This is a genomic window from Psychrobium sp. MM17-31 (assembly GCF_022347785.1).
Lineage (GTDB): Bacteria > Pseudomonadota > Gammaproteobacteria > Enterobacterales > Psychrobiaceae > Psychrobium.
This window is the reverse complement of record NZ_JAKRGA010000001.1, coordinates 87,865-108,066: the sequence shown is the minus strand read 5'-3', so window position 1 is coordinate 108,066 and position 20,202 is coordinate 87,865. Positions and strand designations below refer to the sequence as shown.

Annotated in this window: 16 protein-coding genes; 7 read left to right on the top strand and 9 right to left on the bottom strand. The window is 43.0% G+C overall.

Annotated elements, in window-relative coordinates; translation table 11 throughout:
* Positions 1-31 precede the first annotated feature (31 nt).
* The 4 genes from MHM98_RS00375 to miaB form a co-directional block, all read right to left on the bottom strand.
* Positions 32-898 (bottom strand): transporter associated domain-containing protein, encoded by an 867-nt coding sequence (locus tag MHM98_RS00375; protein WP_239437017.1) that lies wholly within the window; start codon positions 896-898, stop codon positions 32-34.
* A 29-nt stretch (positions 899-927) separates the two neighbouring features.
* On the bottom strand, positions 928-1,386 hold the full coding sequence (gene ybeY / locus MHM98_RS00370; protein WP_239437016.1) for an rRNA maturation RNase YbeY: 459 nt from the start codon (positions 1,384-1,386) through the stop codon (positions 928-930).
* Positions 1,379-2,437, bottom strand: a complete 1,059-nt coding sequence (locus MHM98_RS00365; protein ID WP_239437015.1) for a PhoH family protein — start codon at positions 2,435-2,437, stop codon at positions 1,379-1,381. The genes ybeY and MHM98_RS00365 overlap by 8 nt, the downstream gene beginning before the upstream one ends.
* 70 nt (positions 2,438-2,507) lie before the next feature.
* Positions 2,508-3,935, bottom strand: coding sequence for a tRNA (N6-isopentenyl adenosine(37)-C2)-methylthiotransferase MiaB (gene miaB, locus MHM98_RS00360; RefSeq protein ID WP_239437014.1), 1,428 nt, complete (start codon positions 3,933-3,935; stop codon positions 2,508-2,510).
* 283 nt (positions 3,936-4,218) lie between these two features.
* Between miaB and MHM98_RS00355 the strand changes: the two genes are divergently transcribed.
* From MHM98_RS00355 to MHM98_RS00345, 3 genes are all read left to right on the top strand, one after another.
* Positions 4,219-5,061, top strand: a complete 843-nt coding sequence (locus tag MHM98_RS00355) for a hypothetical protein (protein WP_239437013.1) — start codon at positions 4,219-4,221, stop codon at positions 5,059-5,061.
* A gap of 146 nt (positions 5,062-5,207) precedes the next feature.
* Entirely contained in the window at positions 5,208-7,682 is a 2,475-nt protein-coding gene (locus MHM98_RS00350; RefSeq protein ID WP_239437012.1) for a DUF748 domain-containing protein, read from the top strand.
* A gap of 51 nt (positions 7,683-7,733) precedes the next feature.
* Positions 7,734-8,798 carry a hypothetical protein gene (locus tag MHM98_RS00345; RefSeq protein WP_239437011.1) on the top strand — a complete coding sequence of 355 codons (1,065 nt, stop codon included), beginning with the start codon at positions 7,734-7,736 and terminating at the stop codon, positions 8,796-8,798.
* Positions 8,799-8,864: 66 nt separating this feature from the next.
* Here MHM98_RS00345 and MHM98_RS00340 read toward each other — a convergent pair whose 3' ends face one another.
* On the bottom strand, positions 8,865-10,364 hold the full coding sequence (locus MHM98_RS00340) for a DUF1501 domain-containing protein (RefSeq protein ID WP_239437010.1): 1,500 nt from the start codon (positions 10,362-10,364) through the stop codon (positions 8,865-8,867).
* A gap of 4 nt (positions 10,365-10,368) precedes the next feature.
* On the bottom strand, positions 10,369-12,261 hold the full coding sequence (locus MHM98_RS00335) for a DUF1800 family protein (protein WP_239437009.1): 1,893 nt from the start codon (positions 12,259-12,261) through the stop codon (positions 10,369-10,371).
* Between the two features lie 281 nt (positions 12,262-12,542).
* On the opposite strand from MHM98_RS00335, the gene MHM98_RS00330 reads away from it, so the two are divergent.
* Complete coding sequence (locus MHM98_RS00330; protein WP_239437008.1) at positions 12,543-13,238, top strand: hypothetical protein; 696 nt, start codon at positions 12,543-12,545, stop codon at positions 13,236-13,238.
* A 2-nt stretch (positions 13,239-13,240) separates the two neighbouring features.
* Entirely contained in the window at positions 13,241-14,137 is an 897-nt protein-coding gene (locus MHM98_RS00325) for a sterol desaturase family protein (protein ID WP_239437007.1), read from the top strand.
* A 66-nt stretch (positions 14,138-14,203) separates the two neighbouring features.
* Here the strand turns inward: MHM98_RS00325 and MHM98_RS00320 are convergent, their stop codons facing one another.
* Positions 14,204-15,379 (bottom strand): methyl-accepting chemotaxis protein, encoded by a 1,176-nt coding sequence (locus MHM98_RS00320; protein ID WP_239437006.1) that lies wholly within the window; start codon positions 15,377-15,379, stop codon positions 14,204-14,206.
* Between the two features lie 363 nt (positions 15,380-15,742).
* A complete protein-coding gene (locus tag MHM98_RS00315) occupies positions 15,743-16,258 on the bottom strand; it encodes an NAD(P)H-dependent oxidoreductase (RefSeq protein WP_239437005.1) in 516 nt (171 codons plus the stop codon).
* A 208-nt stretch (positions 16,259-16,466) separates the two neighbouring features.
* On the opposite strand from MHM98_RS00315, the gene MHM98_RS00310 reads away from it, so the two are divergent.
* Both MHM98_RS00310 and MHM98_RS00305 read left to right on the top strand, forming a co-directional pair.
* Positions 16,467-17,213, top strand: a complete 747-nt coding sequence (locus tag MHM98_RS00310; protein WP_239437004.1) for a DUF1461 domain-containing protein — start codon at positions 16,467-16,469, stop codon at positions 17,211-17,213.
* Between the two features lie 151 nt (positions 17,214-17,364).
* Complete coding sequence (locus MHM98_RS00305; protein ID WP_239437003.1) at positions 17,365-18,234, top strand: DUF4097 domain-containing protein; 870 nt, start codon at positions 17,365-17,367, stop codon at positions 18,232-18,234.
* 119 nt (positions 18,235-18,353) lie between these two features.
* Here the strand turns inward: MHM98_RS00305 and ggt are convergent, their stop codons facing one another.
* Positions 18,354-20,135, bottom strand: a complete 1,782-nt coding sequence (ggt, locus tag MHM98_RS00300) for a gamma-glutamyltransferase (RefSeq protein ID WP_239437002.1) — start codon at positions 20,133-20,135, stop codon at positions 18,354-18,356.
* Positions 20,136-20,202 lie beyond the last annotated feature (67 nt).

Below are 20,202 nucleotides of genomic sequence, written 5' to 3'. Positions count from 1 at the left end.
GCTGCAACTATGTTTGCGATTAAGCTGTAGCTTATGTTTGCGACTCAGCTGTAGGCACTTTAACCTGCAATTGAACCAAGCGACGAGAGTCTGCTTTAATCACTTTAAATTGATAATCCATTAATTGGATTTCTTCACCACTGCTTGGTAAATGACCAAACTCTTTGGTAATTAAACCGCCGATAGTATCAACTTCTGACTCGTCAAACTGAGTATCGAAATATTGATTAAAGTCTTCCAGCGTTGTTAATGCCGCAATTGAGTAAACTTGCTTGCCAACTTTCTTGATGTCTTCGCTGATCTCTTCGTCGATAGCTGACTCATCTTCAATTTCACCAACGATTTCTTCTAAGATATCTTCGATGGTAACAAGTCCAGACACACCGCCGTATTCGTCGACAACAACCGCCATGTGATAGCGCTTAGCGCGAAACTCACGTAGTAACACATCTACTTTTTTACTTTCAGGGACAATAACACAAGGGCGAATAATATCGGTGATCACTTGATTTTCGATATCGCCATTAAGTGTTAATGGAATGAGATCTTTGGCTAGTAGCATGCCTTCGACGTTGTCTTTGTCTTCTGAAATGACAGGAAAACGCGAGTGCGAAGATTGGGTAATAACCTCAATAGTTTTGGCAATCGTGTGATTATTTTCTAATACCACCATTTGCGAGCGCGGGATCATAATATCGCGTACGCGTTTACGAGATACGTTAAGCACGCCGTGAATCATGTCTTGGGTATAAGAATCAATTAGCTCGCGATCGCCAGCATCTTGGATAAATTCAACTAACTCCTCTTGGCTTTGTACTTCGCCTTGGAACATCTGTCCGATGCGCTCTAACCAAGATTTGTTAGTTGTTTGACTACTTGGAGGTTTGTCTTCACTCATTACTATTAATTTTCCTTTGAGATTTGAAATTATAATATGTCGTCGCGATAGGGATCGTCAATCGCTAAAGTCGCCAATATTTTCTTTTCTAGCGACTCCATTTCAAGTGCTTGATCTGGCTCAATATGATCCATGCCTAATAAATGTAACGAACCATGTACCACCATGTGCGCCCAATGATCAAACAGTGCTTTTTCTTGCTCAACAGCTTCTTTTTCGATGATGGATTTACAAATCACCAAATCACCCAATAAATTTAATTCCACCATCGGCGGTGCGTCAAATTCAAAGGATAAGACATTAGTCGGCTTGTCTTTCCCGCGATATTCAAAATTTAGTGCCTGTGATTCATCTTCGTCGACTAAGCGAATAGTGACTTCGGCGTTTGGTTTACGATCTTTTAGCGCCGCAGTAAGCCAAGTGATAAATTGCTCTTCGCTGGGAAGATTTTGTTCATCACAGGCAATTTGTAAATCGAGATCAATCATTTGAATCAGACTCTTCTTTTTCAGCGTCGCTTTTGGCAAGCGCTTCTTGCTTACGCAATGCCTTGATTCGATTTTCATTGTCTTCGAAGGCTTGGTAAGCATCGACAACGCGAGCCACTACTTGATGGCGCACGATGTCGCGCGATTGGAAGAAATTAAAGCTCACTGAATCAACATCGCCCAACACTTCGATGGCTTGACGCAGGCCACTTTTAACATGACGCGGTAAGTCCACTTGCGTAATATCACCCGTAATAATGGCTTTCGAGTTAAAGCCGATACGGGTTAAGAACATTTTCATTTGTTCGGTGGTAGTGTTTTGAGACTCATCGAGAATGATAAAAGCATCATTTAATGTACGGCCACGCATGTAGGCAAGCGGCGCAATTTCAATCACACTTTTCTCTATTAGCTTCTCTACTTTTTCAAAGCCGAGCATTTCGAAGAGGGCGTCATACAGTGGACGCAGGTAAGGATCGACTTTTTGGCTTAAATCACCCGGTAAGAAACCAAGTTTTTCACCCGCTTCAACTGCAGGGCGGGTCAGTAGAATACGGCGCACTTCTTGGCGCTCTAGGGCATCAACGGCACAGGCCACGGCTAAATAGGTTTTACCCGTACCCGCTGGGCCGACACCAAAGGTAATATCATTGGCTAAAATGTTTGCGACGTAATCTTGTTGATTTGGATTGCGCGGCTTAATAATTCCTTTGCGGGTTTTGATATAGACTTCTTTACCGTGTGATACCTGATCTTGCTCTAGTGCGCGACATTCTTCAATCGCCATGTGCACTTGATCTGGCGTTAGCTCTGGTGCTTGGCCATTAACAGGCGCAGTTTCTAAGTAAAGATCGCGCAGCATGTCTGATACTGGTTTAGCAATATCAGGGCGGCCAATCACTTGAAAAAGGTTATCTTTGTAGAGGATTTCTACGCCCATGCGACGTTCAATTTGCTTGAGATTGTCGTTAAACGGGCCGCACAAGGCAATAAGACGAGCTTGCGTAGCAGGCTCCATGTAGGTATCAACAGTAATTATGTTTTTAGCCAAGAGGTTAAAATTCCTTTGTATTGGTCATGGCTAGTGACTAAGTCACTAGCCTAATCTCAATCATTATAAATTAAGGTGTATAAATTCCGACACCTGATTCGTCAATTGATTCATTGTGTTTTGCAAGAATTGATTCTGGTGACGTGTGAATACGCAGACCCATTTCGTCTTCGCCACGTACAAATTCACCGCGTAGTGAGTTAGTAAACACGTCGACAATTTTTACGTCCGCGAAACCACCAATTAAGCTATGAGGGCCTTCAAAATTTACTACACGGTTGTTTTCAGTACGACCGCGCAGCTCCATTGGATTCTTTTTAGAAGGACCTTCAACCAAGATGCGCTGCTCGGTGTTTAACATGTGACGTGCGTGCTGTAGCGCTTGTTGGTTAATGCGATGTTGCAGTAGGGCAAGACGTTGTTTCTTGTCATCCATAGATACATCATCTGGCAAATCAGCTGCTGGCGTACCTGGACGTGCAGAATAGATGAAGCTAAAGCTCATGTCGAAGTTAATTTCTTCGATAAGCTTCATTGTATCTTGGAAATCTTGATCGCTTTCACCTGGGAAGCCAATGATAAAATCACTACTCATGGCAATATTTGGGCGTACTTTACGCAGGTTGCGTACCGTTTTCTTAAACTCAATCGCCATGTGGTTGCGCTTCATTAGGTTTAAGATGCGATCTGATCCTGATTGCACTGGTAAATGAAGATGGTCAACAAGCTCTGGCACTTCGGCGTATACATCGATTAATTCTTGCGTGAACTCCACCGGATGGCTGGTGGTGTAACGAATGCGGTCAATACCGTCGATAGAAGCAATAAGACGTAGCAGCTCAGCGAAAGTACAAATTTCACCTTCGAACGTCTCACCGCGATAGGCGTTTACGTTCTGGCCTAGTAGATTTACTTCACGAACACCTTGCTCTGCTAGCGAGGCTACTTCATAGAGTACGTCATCAAGTGGACGAGAAACTTCTTCACCACGCGTATAAGGTACAACACAGAAGCTACAGTATTTACTACAGCCTTCCATGACCGATACGAACGCAGTAACGCCATCAGCTTTTGGCTCAGGCAAACGATCGAACTTTTCAATTTCTGGGAAGCTCACATCAATAATCGATTTTTCACCCGCTTGGATTTGGCCGATCATTTCTGGTAGACGATGCAGCGTTTGCGGACCAAATACTAGGTCAACAAAGTGGGCACGCTCGCGAATAGCTTTACCTTCTTGTGAGGCAACACAACCGCCAACACCTATAATGGTGCCTGGCTTTTTGTCTTTTAACGTTTTCCAACGCCCTAATTGATGGAATACCTTCTCCTGTGCTTTTTCCCTAATAGAACACGTATTAAGTAGCAGAACGTCTGCTTCTTCTGGTTCTTCGGTTAACTCGTAACCGTTATAGTCATTAAGCAGATCGCCAATTTTAGCCGAGTCATACTCGTTCATTTGACAACCCCAAGTTTTAATCAAAAGTTTCTTGGCCATAAAAATTTCCATCACTGAGCGCAAAAAATAGCGGCACATTTTACCTAAGGGTTTTGACAAAGACTAGTTTAATTTGTGTGAAAGGGCAGCAGTTGGCGAATTGGATCACATATGTGACCGATTAATAGAGGCGCAATTGAGATCTATAGACTATCTTGAAGAGTTCACATTGCTACTATATTTTACGCCTCGGATGAATTAGGCTGTTGGGCCATATCGTTCGTTATCGATGTTCATTACCGAAAAACGCTACATTAAACTAATCAAGGAAGGATAATTCGCCATGACGCGAGATGCTAATCGACAAGTTCCCGAAACAACCGCCATTAAAACTGTATTTGGCCGCGCCAGAACCTATTTGGGCTATGGGGTATTTTCATTTCTAATGGTTTTTGCTTGGGTCTTTGGTGGTAATGCCGATGCAAACTTCTATCGTTATTGGGGAGAGCTAACCCCAACTACTGGCATCATTGTTAAAGTGGTTGAAACTAATACTGAAATCAACGAAGAGACCGTATGGGCAAATGTTTACGAATACACAGATGAAGAGGGATACACCTATGTACGGGATGCCTTTACCACGGGATGGTCTTTTTCTGTGGCAGAAACCGTAAAGGTAAAATATGTTACGGACAGCCCTGAGTTTGCGCAGGTAGAAGGAGCAAGTAATAGCTTTTTTGGCAGTTGGGCGCTTTTGTTTTATTTGCCACCCTTGATAGGAATATTTTTTATCAAAAGCGGTATTTCACAAGGCTTAATAGATTTGCAGCTACTTAAAAACGGCAAAATAGTAAAAAGCAAACTGGTGGCTAAAAAGGCAACCAGCGTAGTTATCAACGATCGCATTGTTTATGAAATGCAGTTTGAATATAGCAGCGGCAAAGAGAAACATCGACGTACTCTGAATACTAGTCATCCGGAAAAATTTGAGGACGACGTCCATGAGTACTTGATTTTTGACCCCAGTGAGCCGGAAAAAGCGCAATTGGTTGATGATTTGTCGGCAAATGTTAGCGTGACCAAAAACGGAGGCTTGAAATTAGATAGCAGTTTGTCAGTCGCCGTTTTTCTTATGCCTCTTCTTTTAGTCGGCCCACACCTTTGGTATTTGATTTCGCTGTTTTAGACAGTCTAATTCTCTGCGCAAACAAGCGCTGTTTCTTCTGTTATAGCGTGTAATGTTAAATTACTAATATTACACGCTATCTAATTCTTCTTTCCTTGTTTAAAATGGCCTCAATTTGATGTGTTTATCGTTAATTGTGGTTGTTTATGTCGTTATTTTCTCGATTTTTAAAAGTTATTTCTTACACGCTGCTCAGCCTATTAGTGCTGCTATTAATAGTTTGGGGCAGTAGTTTTGTGGTGATGCCTTGGCAAACCAACAAACAACTTCAACCTTACGGTTTACAACTGTCTGATAAAGCGAGCATGAGCTTTAATCCGTTTGCGCTGCAATTACAATTGGACGATGTTGAGCTAATCGATAACACAAAAACAATTCAATTTTCTCTGCAGCACCTTCACTTTAATCTAAGTTTTACTGATTTCTTTAATAAAGGATTGGTTATTGAATCATCAAAGATTAGTAAGGTAGCAATGAATGTAAAGCGCACTCCGCAATCGCTGGTGATTGCGGGGGTTGATCTCAATGCGCTACCAACATCAAACGAACCCGCTACCGCACAAGAAAAGCCAGCAGAGCCGGTCGACATTGAAGCACTGCTTAAAGGCTGGTCTTTTCATTGGCCTAGTTTTCAAATCGACAACCTTGCAATAGATGTTGAAGATATGGCGCATCAACATCAAATTGTTTTGCAATCTTTGTCATTGTCGCAATTGGCGGCAACCCTTAATCAATTTAGCGGCAGTTATGCGATGGCTGTTAAGCTAAATGGCGCAAGTTTAGCAATTGAAGGTGATATTTCCGGTGAATTAAAGCAATTAGCGTTAACTGGCTTAGCGAATTCTTTAAATCTTGAACTTAATAAACTAGCGATTGAAGATTGGCGCTATTTATTACCACTTAAACAGCAGGGCGTAACAAACTTAGCCGGTGATATTGGGCTAAAAATTGAGAGCGCATTGGCTTATGATGGCGCGCTGTGGCAATTAAACCAGCCGCAATTGAGGTTGAACGTTTCGCAGCTGGCAGCTAGTTATCAGCAGATGGATTTAGTAAATAATCAGTTTGCTCTTGAATTAACAGAGCTTGATGTTGCAGCAAGTCAGAACGGTCTTAAATCGCTCACGGCTATTGTGAACCTTAATAACGATACTTTGGCGCTAACAACGGGTGAAGCTGCTGATGTTATTGGTAAGCTTGGCAGTTTAGTGATCGACAATATTGATGTTTCTGTCGATGCTAATATGAATGCTGCCGTGACTGTGGCGCAAGTTGATATTTCAGAGCTTATCGCCTCGCAGCACGCGCAATTACAGCCGTTGCTATCAAGTGAGAAAACCACCATTACTGGATTATCGTGGCAAGATAACCACTTAGCGGTAGATAAAGTAGCAATTTATCCATTTAGCGCCAATGTTATTCTTGATGAAAAGAAACAGCTTGCCAATCTTCTACTAATGCCTGTTCAAGAACAAGCGCAGGTAACCGCTACTAATGGTGAAATCAGTGAAATCAGTGAAATCAGTGAAACAGAGAATAATGAGAATTCTGCTACTACAGAGGCATCAGATCCAGACATCTCTCAAGCACAAAAGTCTGCAGTTACTTTTAGTCTCAATGAGCTGACATTAATGGCGCCAGCACAGGTACATTTCACTGATAACAGTGTGACACCAGTGTTTGAACAAGCAATCGCGCTAAATACCGTTCAAGTTGGTCAAGTTGATAGCAGAGAGATTAAAGCACTAAGTCCCTATAACGTTGCACTAGCATTTGATGAGCATTCAAAAATGACGGCAAATGGTGATATCGCGCCCTTTGGTAAGCAATTAAATATGACGCTAGATGTTGCAATGAACGAGTTGGCGCTGCCGCCGTTATCCGCCTATTTGCGCACTGTACTAGGGTTTGATTTTCTCAGTGGTCAATTAGATAACAAGGTGACATTGGCCATCAAAGATGATGAGTTAGACGGCGAAACAGTGATCGACCTGCGGGGATTTGAGTTAGCCAATGGCGATGACACCACAGATTTAGCCGCTAATGATGGTGCTGCTATCGGTTTAAATGCCGCGTTAAACATGCTTAAAGATGGTGATGGTAATGTGTCATTAACAGTACCATTGTCGGGTAATATTCAAGATCCGTCATTTGGGATCAGTAACGTCATAACGCTGGTGGCGCAAAAAGCCATCATGTCGCAAGCAAAGTCGTATTTGATAAACACCTTCGTTCCTTACGCAAACTTGGTGACCGTTGCCAGCGTGGCTGGTGAATATTTATTGCGTTTAGAAATGAATGACCTCAATTATCTGCCGGGGCAAGTTGAGATCAGCGAATCACAACAAGTGTTTGTTGACGAACTTGGCGCGCTATTAACTGATAAACCTGAACAGCAAGTAAAACTCTGTCCGGTGGCAAGAGCTGGAGAGCTTATTACTTCAGGTTCGACGCCAGAGCAGCAAGTAAACGCATTGAAAAACCTCAGTAAAGAGCGTGGTAATGTGTTAAAAAATAAACTAATTAACCAATACGGTATCGAGTCTGCGCGTTTGCTAGTGTGTGCGCCTAAAGTTGATACCGACGAGAATGCACAGCCGCGCGTTGAATTTAGTTTTTAGCATTAGTCCATATTCGAAAGTTCAGTGCCAGCAGGGATACAAGGAGTTTTTATGAAAACACTTAGCCGTCTTATCGTCACTAGTATTGCGGGCGTTATGATCTTGGGATGCGAGCCGTCTGATCCAAATTGTGACGGTGATTGTACCAATGGCTTTGGTACCTACTCCTATTCTGACGGTAAATATACTGGACAATGGCTAGACGGTAAGCGCAGTGGTCAGGGCACTTTTGTTGGAAATAATGGCTACAAGTACATTGGCTCGTATCAAAATGACAAGCAAAATGGCGTTGGTACCGAAACTTGGGCCAATAAAAAGCAAATTAAATACATCGGAGAATTTAAGGATAATCAACGCTATGGCCATGGTACCTACAGCGACAATACGGGTTATAAATATGTGGGAGAGTTTCGCGATAATGTAAAAAATGGCGCTGGTGTTCAAACCTGGGCTAATGGCGATAAGTATGACGGTGAGTTTTTAAATGACATGCGCCATGGTAAAGGCATCTATTATTATGGCGATGCCCAGTACAGTGGTGAATGGCGAGACGGAGAAAAGCACGGACAAGGCACGTACGTTGCCAACGATGGTTATAAGTTTGTAGGTAATTATGTCGCAGGATTAAAAGTTGGCACTGGCACCCAAACTTGGGCCAATGGCGAAAAGTATGTCGGTAATTTTGTCAACGACCAGCGTGAGGGGAACGGCACCTATTATTACGCTGATGGTAAATACACTGGCCAATGGAAAGCTGGCGACCGTCACGGTAGTGGTCGTTATATTGGTGATGATGGTTATAGCTATCAGGGGGAATACTTTAACGACTATCAACATGGGGAAGGTGTGCAGCGATGGAAGAGTGGCACTTCGTATGTTGGCAGTTTTGTTAATGGTGATCGCGAAGGCGCAGGAACCTATTATTACGCTGAGTCTCACTTTACAGGCTATTGGAAAAAAGGCGAAAAACACGGCAAGGGCACTTATCAATGGAAAAGTGGCGCCAGTCGTAAAGGAAATTGGGTTAACGGCAAGCTCAATGGCCAAGCCATTTATACTTATGACAGTGGTCGGCAGGTTACCGAGCAATGGAGTTATGGTAAGGAAGTAAAATAGTAACTCTTTAGCATAAAAAAGCAGCGCCATATAGCGCTGCTTTTGTTTGAAGCATGTTAAATCAGCTTAGGTACTAGCAATAGCGCCTAGTGGCAGTTCGGTTTTACTGTTGTCATAAAACTTATCAAGATTCGGAAACAGCTTTGGTAAGTCGACTTTATCTACGCCAAACCACAAGGCTAATTCTGCGTATAACTCGTCAGTGGCCGTTGTAGGAATGAGAACCCCGCCGCCAACATCTAGTGGATTAGCATCACCGAGCGTTAATTCAGGATAATCACCGAATATCTTACCACCCGTCACATCTTGTCCCATTACTAGCGTATTACCACCCCAACCGTGATCCGTTCCGTTGCCGTTGGATGTAAGACTACGCCCAAAATCAGAGCCTGTGAAAGTAACCACACGATCTTCAACGCCTAGCTCTTGCAGCGACGCTTGAAAAGCGGCGAGGGCATCATCTAATACAGAAAGCATGCGCTGGTGGTTGTTCAGTAGTTCACTGTGATGGTCCCAACCGATATAGCGTACAAAGAACGTTTGTTGGCGCATACCTAGTTGCGGCGCAGCAGCAATACTCTTTGCAACCATTTTTAGCTGGCTTGCAAGCTCTGATTCTTTACCGTCTTTCGATTCAAAGCTGGTGTTAATGCTTACTCTATCGATTGCTGCTTTAAAAGTTTCATGCTGCGCTTGCGCATGGCGAATGCCATCGATGTAAGTGGTATCAAACGCGCTGCTATAGTTCGCCGCCAACATACTGTCAAAACCTTTGATGAGTACGTTGTTAAGCGCCACTAATTCCGGTTTGTCAGTGCGTTTGACACTGAGGCCGACACTGCCTTTTGCAGTGACTGCATATTCACGAGCATCCTTACCGTTTTGCATAATGTTGCTGCCCGCCAATGAAATATTCATTGAAATTGCGTTATCTGCTTTGCTCGGTTGCAGCACATCTGCAAAGGTGCCAAACCAGCCGCTGTTAATGCGTTCGGTAGGTCTTGATGTTTGCCAATGTTTGAATTGGTCTGAGTGGGACATGAGGCCCAAAGGTACCGGCTTTGAGCCAGCTTTAAATTCAGCTTTGGTTAGCGGCTCAACAAGCGGCGCTATGTTGGCGACAAATGACAGCTTTTCTTGATTAAATAGATTAGCGACCTTTGGCAAGCTGGGGTGAAGTCCAAATGTCTTATTATTTTTATCCTTAAATTTGTTAAGGGGTAATAGGTTTGCCTTAGCAATCGCTAAATCGCCACGACTGTTTTTATAGTCGTTATAAGCGCCAATGGTTGTTGGCACCAGCATATTAAAACTGTCGTTACCGCCATCTAACATAATAAATACCAGGGATTTATCTTGTGGGGTTATGGTGACAACACCGTCGTCGACAGGTGTAGGAGTCGGCGTTGGTGCTGGCGTCGGTGTAGGAGTCGGTGATGGCGTTGGCGCAGGTGTTGGCTCTGGGCTTGAACCGCCACCACAGCCAGCTAAAATTGCGCTGGTTCCTACCATAACGACACCAGACGAATGAATAAACTGACGTCGAGAAATATTGTTTTTATTCATAGTGTTATACCTCCAATACAGTAAATTCTGGCGCTATAGCAATCATGAAGATCACGGTTTGAACAATCCAAAGTTGCTGTGTTGTTGAACTTGGATCATAAGGCGCTAGTGTCGTTAAGATGTCTTGTTGATTGCTCGGCGTTTCTTTACCTGTTAATAGCAGGCTGACGCGAGAAATAAGCGCTGGGTAATCACTCTTTTTCGTGGCGAGTTTGAGCTCTTCGCTGAGGTTTAGTTTTAATTTAGAGCGAGTGTTAGCTAGCAGAATATCTGCATCCAACTCAGGCACCGGATGAGGCGGTGTTTGATGCGGTTTAATTTGAGTCGACACCAATGGCAGCGCGTCGCCAAACAGCCAGTCATACATCATGTTGACGTAGCTAATAGACGTGTGAGCGTTGTATAGCTCAAACTCTGGCGCGACTTTGTTTGCATCTTCGATTTTGCCGTGTGGCACAAAATCAGGTTTGTAGAAGTTAAATACCGTCGGCGATGAGAGCGTGTGCTGACTGGTATAGGCTTTGATATCTTCACCAATTAACCACAAGCGCTTCTCGTCATTGTAGACATTAAACGCGCGTAATAACTGGGTTACGCGAAGTAGTGGCGACTTGAGTTTTTCGATGTTGCCGATACTACCATTACCTATAGTGACCTTATTGCTCAGAGGGTAGGTAAGAATTTCACGAACTACCGCTTTTAAATCACCTTCACTGCCAAATTTTGCAGCAACGGCTTGCACGTATTGAGGTGTCGGATTTGACGTCACGAGTTGCTGAATAAGCTTTTTAGCAATAAAAGGTGCAGTATTAGGGTTGGCAACCAGTTGCGCGACAGCACTCTTGATATCACTAAGCGTTGCTTGACCACCGCTGGCGCTGCGAGCTGGTAGCGTTAACTTCCCTTTTAATAATGATTTTGCGCTTAGATCATGAAAACTGTCATCGGCGATCATCGGTTTGAGCATGTCAACATAGGGTAAAATTTTAAATACCTTGCTGACATCATCACCCAGTTCAACTGTTTGACGATTGATGGATGCAAAAGGTACTTTAAACCCGTCGACATCGATATTGGCATTGGGCCATTCATACAGATATTGCTGTGCTTTGATGCCAGTAAATACCTTAGCTAACTCTTTAATGTCGTCGTTATCATAAGTTGGCATATCCTTTCCAGCGGCATCTTTTTTATGTGAGCCATCGCTGTTTAGCTCAAATAAACCTATGGTAAATAACTGCATGATTTCGCGAGCGTAGTTTTCGTCAGGGTGAATACGTTTGGCGACATCTTCCTTGCGATTATTAATGTGTGTCAGATAAACCCCCATACACGGATGTAGAGAAACATCCGTTAGTAGATCTTTGTAGCTGCCTAGGGCGTGCTTGTAGAGTAAATCGTAAAAATCCGCCATGCCCTCAGCATCGAGCTCTAACACTGAGTTGTCAGAAATGACCAGTATTTCACTAAGCGCTTGGGCAACTCGATGACGTACGAGATTACTGGTGTCTGTTTCAAAATCACTGAGTTTAATCGCTTGAGTGATGCCATCTCTTTGGTTGTCCGTACCAATCGAATTGCCTTTGAGCAGGGTTTTATGCCACCACGCCATGCGAAAGTAATACTTATACGGCAGTGCAGGGTTATTGCCTTCACCATTGATATTTGGTTCACCGTAATGTTGAGTGAGTAATTGTTTAAATCCTGCGGTTGATTCCTTTCCTCGCCAAATATTGCGCGTTGTTTGTAAGAATGAATCTTCATTGACCAATTTATTGTCTAGCTGATTATCTAGCCATGGTTCAATACCGATATTTGCCACTTCTTCGATAAGGCGATAGTTCGCCCCTAAGGTTGCTTGCATCAAGAATCGTGATGCCTTCTCTCGACTATTCATTGGATAAACGTCGCTCCTGTTTTAGTTATTAGCATTTGATCGCGCGCAAGTGAGTTAATCTAGTCAGATAATTGCTGAGAATTTGATCACAAATGCTCGATCTCCAAAAAATATATCAGTAAATTTTCATTATGACAATTTACTATTTGTAAATTGTTAGTCATACTATCTGCACTTTCTGATGACAGGCTAAAAATTAGGAAGTAGGAATGAATTAGCGATAAGCTAGGATTGTGAGTTTATTGCTATTTTCAATGGCAGGTACATCCGAGGAGATTTTGATGAGGTTATCTTTATCTATTGTCACTACAGTAATTATTGCCGCATTAGTGTGGTTAATAATGCTATGGCAACCCGAAGATAGTTGGAGTGATGAATACGCTGATTATCAAACAATAATGACACAAGTCGCTGCAGACTACGGCTATGAAACAGCAACAGAAAATGAGGAGACTAATGACGCGACTACTGCAACAGTGGCCCAAACTATTGAACATCAGTCTAATGAAACTGAGTCGAGCAAAAGTCGCCATATTGAAGTTAGTCCATCTACTGCACACCAAGCTGCAACTATGGCAAACACTACTGAAATTGTTGGCATAACTCGCTCGATTGAACTGCAAAATATTAACGCACTGTGGCAAGAGTTTGGCAACATCAGCCATTTAGAGCGGGCGCTTATCACCAGTAAATTTAGCATTTACGCGGTGTATAGTGAATTTAATGCGACTTACAGCCAAGCCACTGTCACCATTGGCTATGATCGCGCTGCACTAAACGACTCAGCTGGGATCAGCCAACGCTTGCCGACTGGTAAAAAACATATGCTGTTACCACAAGGCCACTATTCTAACTTCGCCATTGTCGATGCATGGCAGGGCATCGATTATCGTCGTGGCTTAGTTGCTGTTGTCGAACAACGCCATTTCGATGGTGACATTGAAACCGTAAGCCTTTGGGCAATTTATCAGGAGTAGTCATGGACTTTTTATTTAATAAAATGAGTGAATTTGAAATCTATGGCTGGGAGCTATGGATCGGAGATTGGTTTTTTGTCATTGCAATGGGATTGTTTTTGATTGAACTCATTGTAATTGCCGCTAAAAAGCAAATGAGTTGGAATCTTCTGGGGGACAGTCTTACTAATTTTGTTACCCTTACCGCGTTTCGTGCGATAAACATGGTCATAGCAGCGCTGTTCTATTTAGGTGTCTTTTTCTATGTGTATGAGCACTTTTCAATAACCCAATTACCTATTACGTGGTGGAGTGTGATTGGTGGTGTGGTGCTTGCTGATATCGTCTATTATTGGGAGCATCGCTTTATGCATATGACGGGAATCGGCTGGGCAACGCATACTGTGCATCACAGCTCTCCGTATTTTAACTTGTCGGTGGCGTACCGCTTTGGCCCGTTAGATGGTTTGTATCCGCTGTTTTTCCACCTGCCGTTAGTGATGCTAGGCTTCCATCCGTTTGTGGTGTTCTTGGCTGAGATGCTGGTGCAAACGTATCAAACACTGCTGCATACTGAGACCATAGGTAAGTTGCCGCGTCCTGTTGAAGCTGTTATGAACACGCCTTCACATCATCGCGTGCATCATGCGACTAATCGCAAGTATCTCGATAAAAACTACGCTGGTATTTTCATTATCTGGGACAAGATGTTTGGTACCTTTGCCGAAGAGGACGAAAAGGTTCGTTACGGCGTTTACCCAAGAATTAATAGCGTGAATCCGTTTAAAGTCTTTTTTGAAGGTATCGGCAAACTCTCTGTTCGTTTGTGGCATGCACCGAGCTGGGGCTATCGCTTGAAACTACTTGTGAAGTCGCCAACTTGGGCGTGGGAACAAGAACAAAAGCGAAAAATAGATTAATAATAAGTCTGAAATAAAAAAGCGCTGATGTATTCATTTACATCAGCGCTTTTTTGTATCTAGACATTAGGCTACTTCTAGTTCACGGTTGTGCGCTTCGCCTAAATCTGGGGCCTCATAATGAGTTGTATTAGTTTGACGCTGGCTATCGATTTGTTGCGATAGTAGAGCAAGTTTGTCGACAACTTCAAAGCTCGCGCGCTCCATGAGAGACAATTCGTACACGGCTTCATCAAGCTGACCCGCTCTATGGGCTTCAAGTGCTTGCTTACCGTGATGATGAACTTCGCTATGTGGCTTTTCAACTTGCTTAAAGGCAGAGTGGCTAGCGTATTTCTCTGCGCCTTCGCCTTCGTAATACCATTTACCCATGCGGCACATGGTGTGATCGGCAAACTCATCAATTGGTTTGTCAGATAAGCCAAGCAATACTTTATATACGTCAAACTTCCACACAACGTGATCGAGTTTAACGGTTTGTAGGAATGCATCTGCAGTCGTTTGTGTAATAACACTATACATTTGCTGCGACATATTGACGATTTGATGTGCCGTCTCTGAAATCGCATTAGTACTGCTATTGATGGTTTCACTTTTCTCGCCGACTTCTTCAATGCCAGTGATCACATCGCCCATTTGTAGGTTAACTTTCTCGATGAGGTTTGAGATTTCGTTAGAGGCTTCGGCAGAACGTTGCGCTAGCGATCGTACCTCATCGGCAACCACCGCGAAGCCTCGACCTTGTTCACCGGCGCGGGCAGCTTCAATTGCAGCATTAAGTGCTAATAGGTTAGTTTGATCGGAAATTCCTTTGATAATGTTAACAAAGTCATTAATGCCAGCAGTAACTGTCTTTAACTCGTCTACCGATTGACAGGCGTGACGTGTATCTTGCGTAATTTGTTGGGTAGATTGGCGCGTGCTTTTTAACATCATCATGATATCGTCAAATAGCGATTGTGAGGTGTTAAATTGGTCGCGATGACCGATTAGCTCTGAGCTAGACTGCGCAAGATTTTCACGAATTTGATTTAACAATTCAGATGAGGCGAGACTTTGTTCATTAATTTCTTCTTGGCTCTTATGCAAAATTGCTTTGCTATCAGTTTCATTAACAAGATCTTGTGAGGTTTGTTGAATGGCTGCTAGTTCTTGGCGCAACTGCATGTTTTCTTCTTGCAATTGACGATTTTGGCGGTTTAGTTCGTCAATTTCAGATTTGTACTTGGCCGTAAAAAACATTCGTAATACTTCCTTTTCTATTTAACATCGAATAATGCGTTTTTCTTACACGGGGATAAGGTTTATTGAAGCACAAACTGACATCCCTTTTGTTGTGTTAGATCAATTGGCATTGAGCTATGTAGTAGTTAGTATTGAAGCACTAAATTGATCCTGTGCTTTCCTTTAAAACTTGCAAAGCGATTACAACTAAATTATCACTATGCCAAGGTACGCTAATACTAACAAGGAAAGGTTATTTTGCTCAATGATTGAGCGGCAATATCGTTAATCACCTAAAATAAACTAGTTAATTATCTTAATGATAATTAACCAGTTTATTGGATTATTTCAAAATGGGATTGCGACTAAAGTCTAGTGGTGCTACAGCTGTGAAGTCGCCGTAACTAACTGATCTTTAATTGACGCATTAACAATCTCACCATCTTGGAAGTTGTCGTAGAAACTCGGTACTGAAACGCTTGCTACAACGTTACCCGCGAAAAATGGCATGCTATCTGTCGCTTGTTTAAGCACATTTACTGCACCGCCTGGGCCCGGTGAAGTGGCCAAAAGTACCATTGGTTTGTTTTGATACACTTCGCGATTGTAGCGTGAGGTCCAGTCAAATGTATTTTTATAAGCTGCGCTGTAAGAGCCGTTGTGTTCGGCGAAACCAATAATAATGGCGTCAGCACTCGACAGCTTGTCATAAAAAGCGATGGCTAACGGATGATGTCCAACTTCCTTCTCACGATCTTCACTAAAAATAGGCATCTCAAAATCGTTGAGATCTAGTACTTCCACTTCCGCGTTGTCGACTAACCCAGCAGTATAAGCCGCTAATTGTTTGTTGATTGATTGTGAACTGTTACTTGCGGCAAAGGCGATAATTTTCATATTCTTCTCCTGCCATTGCACTTGGGCAATGGGTTGTAATTAATTCAGATGAGACTAGTCTAACTTCAATCTATAATTTAATTAATAACCTCTTTGTGATGTTATTGTTTCCATATGACTTCTAATAGGTTGTTTAACAATATTGAGCTATATGTTTGATTTGACATGGTTTATGATGAGCTAACAGAGAATGAGATTCGATTAAGCCATGAAAAATAACCCATTTATCTTTTTTATTACCAATACCTTATACAGTTTGGGGATGCTACTGACAGCATTGCTCATTACTTGGTGGCTGCTTAGTGCTGTCGATTTCTTTTATCCTACGTTTTATCAGTGGTTAGACATTGGCCAAACGATTAATGAATTCGGGCCGCAAAATCGATTTAAAGAAGGCTTTGCCACTACGTCTATGCCGCAGCACTTTGAGTATTTTTCACAAATTGTTACCGCTATCAATAACGGTGGGGAAGGGCTAGCGACTATTAGTTATCCGTACAATGGACAGCATGTGCCATTGCTACGTGATGCTGAAGTACGGCATTTACAAGATGTTGCCAATTTGCTTGATAATTTGTTTGTTGCTGGTGGCGTCATCATGACTGCCTTAATGATTAGCGTTGTGTACAAAATACGTAAGGTTAGTCCATTTGTCACCATTAAAATGCAACTTGTTCAGCTAATTACCTTTGTATTGTCACTGATTGCTATTTGTTGGCTAATTGGCTTTAAAACGGTGTTCTATTGGCTGCACGAAGTGGCATTTCCCGCAGAAAACGATTGGTTTTTCTACTACCAAGATTCATTAATGACTACGATGATGCAGGCGCCAATGTTATTCGCGCCTATTAGTGCCACCATGGTGATAGTGTGTTGTGTTATTTTTGTCGGCTTAAATGTATTCATTAAAGCGGTAAATCGCCGTGTTAATGATTCTGTATTGCCCGTTGGCTAAGTTGACTCATTGTGCGTTAAATTCGCTATTTATTCTGATAAGAAGTTATGGGTTCGAAATTAAAGTGTTGAATTAAAACAGTTTTAAATTCTGGCCTAATGGTTGCTATTAGCACGCATCATTACTACAACAAATAAATGGAATATTGAACATGAAAAAATTAGCCCTCGCAGTTGCAACAAGTGCCTTATTACTCAATGGTTGTGTTATTGCCGTCGGTGCCCATGAATACAATCACAAAGATCTTAATGAAACTAAACGCCAGTTGGTGTTAGAAGATCTGTCATCGATTAAAGAGTTCGATGTTCACGCTGGACGCGGCAGTTTAAAAATCATCGGTGACAACAATGTGTCAAAAATCACCGTCGATGCCGTTATTGGTAGCGAAAACGGTAATGACTACAAACTAACATTAGATAAGAGCGGTGATACTGCAAAACTCGTGGCTGATACTAATTCTGGTATGTTTAAAAATAGCCACGCTTACATTGATTTAGTTGTTCGAGTACCTAGTCGTTTATCGCTGGATGTAAACGATGGCAGTGGCGATCTTCAGGTAGACAACATCAATGGCGATTTATCAGTAAACGACGGCAGTGGCAGCATGCACTTAGCCTCTATCGGCGGTAAATTATCAGTGAATGATGGCAGCGGCGATATTGAACTTAAAGACATTGCCGAAAATGTCTCGATTAACGATGGTAGCGGTAGCATCGATCTAACTAAGGTTGGTGGAAACTTATCAATCAACGATGGCAGTGGTGATATTGAAGCATTCCACGTCGGTGGCAATGTCACAGTGCGCGATGGCAGCGGTAGCGTTCATGTCGACGACGTATCTGGAAACGTTCGTGTTGATGACGGCAGTGGTGATATCGACATTAACCGCATCAACGGTCACGTATCAATTTCAGATGGCAGTGGCAGTATTAATGTATCAGACGCTGGCAGCTTAACGATTGAAGAAGCGGGTAGTGGTGGTGTGAACACTAGTAATATTCGCGGTAAGGTGTCAATGTAGCAATATGTGCTATTAAAAATAGTCTATTGTTGATTAAAACTGTTGACCAAAATAAAAACGCCCACCATTGATATGGTGGGCGTTTTTTATTTATTTCTATTGATTAGAAACTGAGTAATTTAGTGTCCTTTACTCAACGCAGCAGGGCGTCGTGGATCAGAGGCACCATATACGCCATTCTCTGTTGGCATAATTGTTTGGGTACTACCCATTGATGATTTAAGCTTGATCTTGTGACCCTTAGTTTTAAGTAATTTTAAGGTATCTTTGCTAAACCCTTCTTCAATGCGTAGTTCGTCTGGCCACCATTGGTGGTGGAAACGTGGCATCGCACTTGCCGTTGCGATATTCATTTCGTGATCTAACACGTTCATGATCAGCTGTAGCGTCGTTGTGATAATCCGAGAGCCACCCGGGCTACCTGTTACTAAATGCGCCTTACCATCTTTTAACACGATAGTTGGTGTCATTGAGCTCAACGGACGTTTGTATGGTTGAACTGAATTCGCTTCTCCGCCTAACAGGCCGAAACCGTTTGGTGAGCCTGGTTTAGCAGAGAAATCGTCCATTTCATTGTTGAGTAAGATACCAGTTCCTTTGGCGACCAATCCCGCACCGTAACTAAAGTTTAACGTGTAGGTATTTGATACCGCATTACCCCATTTATCAACCACTGAGTAGTGCGTGGTTTCATTTGATTCATATGGTAGTTTCTTCGCTGGTGATACTTCAGTACTTGGCGTCGCTTTGTTCATGTCGATCATCGCCGCGATTTCTTTACCATAGGTTTTACTGCTCAAGCCTTTAATTGGCACCTGATGGAAGTCTGGGTCACCTAAGTAGTGGCTGCGATCAGCATAAGCACGGCGCATCACTTCCGCCATCACATGCACTGTATCAGCGCTATTGGCACCCATTTCTTTGATTGGGAATTGCTCTAACGCGTTAAGCATTTGCACAATATGCACGCCGCCAGATGACGGTGGTGGCATCGACACCACTTCGTAACCGCGATAGGTGCCAGTTACTGGTTTACGCTCAACAACGCGGTAATTGGCTAAATCTTCCACCGTCATAATACCGCCAGCATCGATGACTGCTTTGCTGATTAATTTGGCTGTTTCGCCGTGATAGAACCCTTTGGTGCCGTGCTTCTTAATGCGCTCTAAGCTGTCGGCTAGCTCTTTTTGATAAAGCATTTCGCCCGGCTTGTAGTTACCGCCATCGCTTTTATAGAAAATTTCTTGGGTGCTCGGCCAGTGACTTAAACGGCGATTCATTGCTGCTAGTGAATTTGCAAGATCCGGTGAAACGGCAATGCCATCGCGTGCCAGCTTGATCGCAGGCTCAATAACTTGTTTGGTGCTCATGGTGCCGTATTTTTTCAGCGCATGTTGCATGCCCATTACGGTACCTGGGATGCCTACTGCTAAACCGTGGAAACGTGATAGTCGGGCATTGGCGTTACCATTTTCGTCAAGATACATATCGCGATGGGCTTTATTTGGCGCCATTTCACGATAATCGATGGCGATAGTGCGTTTTTCATCGGCAAGATAAACTAGCATGAAACCACCGCCGCCAATGTTTCCGGCACGTGGTAGCGTAACCGCTAGGGCGTAACCTACAGCAACGGCGGCATCAACGGCATTACCGCCTTGCTTTAAGATATCGACACCGATTTGCGTAGCAAGTGCTTCTTGTGAGGCAACCATACCGTTTTCAGCCCAAATTGGATGGTGAATAGCAAACTGAGAAAAAATCGCAGTTTCTTTCTTTGGGTTAATGCGTTTAGGTTGGTCGGCAAAACTACTGACCGATACCATAGATGCGAGCGATAGCGTAACTAACGCTGCGTTTTTTAAAGAGAATTGCTTGTGGGCAAACTTATTTTTTATCATAGGGATAAATCCAAGTCCGTGATTTTATTGTTTGCGCACACACTAGCATTTTATCCCCTGACGTTAA